The sequence below is a fragment of the Streptomyces sp. B1866 genome, assembly GCF_031932565.1.
GTDB lineage: Bacteria > Actinomycetota > Actinomycetes > Streptomycetales > Streptomycetaceae > Streptomyces.
In genome coordinates this window covers 1-2,291 of the sequence record NZ_JAVSCF010000465.1, presented here as the reverse complement: position 1 = coordinate 2,291, position 2,291 = coordinate 1, and the positions used below count along the sequence as shown (strand labels likewise).

Here is a 2,291-nt window from a genome sequence, read left to right as displayed (position 1 = left end):
GGGGCGGCCACGGCCCGGCCGGGCGCGCCGGGCCGGGGCCGGCCGGGCTCCGGGCGCGGGTCAGACGCCGAGCGCCGCGCGGCCCGCCGCGTATATCGCCGCGGCCTCGGCGACGCGCCGCCCGAGGTGCTGGGCGGTGGCGATGTCCGCCTTGTGGACGGCCTCCGGCCCCTCGTCCTTGTTGGTCTGGGCGGCGGCGCCCAGGAAGAAGCCGAGGCGGTTGAGGTCGTTCTCGGAGGCGGTGGAGGCGTTCCAGCCGGGGGTCAGGGCGAGGCCCACCCAGTGCATGCGGTGCTGGGCGGCCAGCACGGTGAAGAACTGGAGCGTGTGGAGCTTGTCGCCGCTCTTGGAGGCGGAGTTGGTGAAGCCCGCGGCGATCTTGTCCTGCCACGCGGCGGTGGCCCAGCGCTGGGAGGTCGCCTCCGCGAAGGCGTGGAAGGCGGCGGACGCGGTGCCCATGTAGGTGGGCGAGCCGAAGATGATCGCGTCCGAGGCGTCGAGCAGGCTCCACTGCTCGTCGGTGATCTCGTCGACCCTGACCAGGTGGGCCGTCGCGCCCGCGGCCGCGGCGCCCTCGCGTACGGCCTCGGCGAGGACGGCCGTGTGGCCGAAACCGGAGTGGTAGGCGACGGAGACGACAGGGGTGGTCATGGCAGGTGGCTCCCGGAGGTGACCGCGCGGCGTCGCGCGGGGAAGGGTGCGCGCGGCCACCGGGTGTGCCGGTGCCGGCTGGACGCCCCACAGCAAAGCACTAACTTTCAGAAAGCGCAATCCGATAGTTAGCGCTATCCGGGAGTATGGTGGGGTCATGGAACGTTCCAGCCCGCTGAAGGACGGCCCGGCCGGCGGGGGTCGCCCCGGCGCCGACGAGGACGACGACCTGCCCTTCGACGTGTTCGCCCGCGCCTGCCCCTCCCGCGGCACCCTGGAGCACGTCACGGGCAGGTGGGGCAGCCTGACGCTGGGCGCGCTCAGCGAGGGCACCCTCCGGTTCAACGAGCTGCGGCGGCGCGTCGACGGCGTCAGCGAGAAGATGCTGTCCCAGACGCTGCACGCGCTGGAGCGGGACGGGCTGGTGCACCGCGCGGCGCAGCCCGTCAACCCGCCGCGCGTGGACTACGCGCTCACCCCGCTCGGCGAGGCGGTCGCCGAGCGGCTGCTGGCGCTGATCGACCTGGTGGAGGCCCGGATGCCCGACGTCCTCGACGCCCGGGAGCGCTACGACAGCGCCCGGGACCGGTTCGACGCGCCCACCGGTCGCGGCGGGCGCTGACAGACGGGGCAGAAGTAGCTGGAGCGGTTCATCCACGGGCGCCTGCGCATCGGGGTGCCGCAGCGGCGGCACGGCTCGTCCTCGCGCCCGTACGCGTCCAGGGACCGGTCGAAGTAGCCCGACTCGCCGTTCACGTTGACGTAGAGGCTGTCGAAGCTGGTGCCCCCGACGGCCAGGGCCGCCTCCATGACCTCCCGGACGTGCGTGAGCAGTTCGGCGGTGCGCGGACGGGTCAGGGTGGCCGTGGGCCGGTCGTAGTGCAGCCGGGAGCGCCACAGCGCCTCGTCGGCGTAGATGTTGCCGACGCCGCTGATCAGCGACTGGTCGAGCAGGGCCCGCTTGACGGTCGTACGCCGGCGGCGCAGCGCCGCGTGGAAGGCCGCGTCGTCGAAGGCCGGGTCCAGCGGGTCGCGGGCGATGTGCGCGACGACGTCCGGCAGGCCCTCGGGGTCGCCGGGCACGGTGTCGTGGAGCGACAGCCCGCCGAAGGTGCGCTGGTCGACGAAGCGCAGCTCGGTGCCGCCCGCCGCGCCGGCCCGCGAAGGACCGGTGTCGGTGAACCGGATCCGGATCCGCAGGTGCTTCTCGTCGGGCGCGTCCTCGGGCCGTACGAGCAGCTGGCCGCTCATGCCCAGGTGCGCCAGCAGCGCGGTGCCGCCGTCCTCGACCGGCAGCCACAGGTACTTGCCGCGGCGGCGGGCCGGGCCGAGCCGCCGGCCCTTGAGCGCGACGGCGAAGTCCGGCGCGCCGGCGAGGTGGCGGCGCACGGCGCGCGGGTGCAGCACGGTCACGTCCGCGACCGTACGGCCGCTGACCCAGCGCTCCATGCCGCGCCGGACCACCTCGACCTCGGGCAGCTCGGGCAAGGGGGCCTCCTCGGCCTGACGGGGTGACGCGCGGGCCGCGGCGGCCGGCCCGCGGTGCGTACGGGCGGGCGGGACGCGGCCCTACGGCGGTACGACGGGTCCGGGCGCGGCCGGCGCGCGGACCGGGCGGCCGCCGCGGAAGCCGGGCCGGC

The 2,291-nt window shown here is 75.4% G+C and carries 3 protein-coding genes; 1 reads left to right on the top strand and 2 read right to left on the bottom strand.

The features are described 5' to 3' along the window. Nucleotides 1-60: 60 nt before the first annotated feature. Nucleotides 61-651 carry a flavodoxin family protein gene (locus tag RKE29_RS29455; protein ID WP_312008771.1) on the bottom strand — a complete coding sequence of 197 codons (591 nt, stop codon included), beginning with the start codon at nucleotides 649-651 and terminating at the stop codon, nucleotides 61-63. A gap of 157 nt (nucleotides 652-808) precedes the next feature. Between RKE29_RS29455 and RKE29_RS29450 the strand changes: the two genes are divergently transcribed. After that, nucleotides 809-1,273 (top strand): helix-turn-helix domain-containing protein, encoded by a 465-nt coding sequence (locus tag RKE29_RS29450; protein ID WP_312008770.1) that lies wholly within the window; start codon nucleotides 809-811, stop codon nucleotides 1,271-1,273. Here RKE29_RS29450 and mutM read toward each other — a convergent pair. Further along, nucleotides 1,219-2,139 (bottom strand): bifunctional DNA-formamidopyrimidine glycosylase/DNA-(apurinic or apyrimidinic site) lyase, encoded by a 921-nt coding sequence (gene mutM / locus RKE29_RS29445; RefSeq protein ID WP_312008769.1) that lies wholly within the window; start codon nucleotides 2,137-2,139, stop codon nucleotides 1,219-1,221. The two genes, RKE29_RS29450 and mutM, sit on opposite strands and share 55 nt — an antisense overlap. Nucleotides 2,140-2,291 lie beyond the last annotated feature (152 nt).

What these genes read in the sequence shown, in the direction of transcription:
- RKE29_RS29455 (WP_312008771.1), bottom strand. Translation starts at nt 651, where the DNA reads ATGACCACCCCTGTCGTCTCCGTCGCCTACCACTCCGGTTTCGGCCAC.
- RKE29_RS29450 (WP_312008770.1), top strand. Translation starts at nt 809, where the DNA reads ATGGAACGTTCCAGCCCGCTGAAGGACGGCCCGGCCGGCGGGGGTCGC.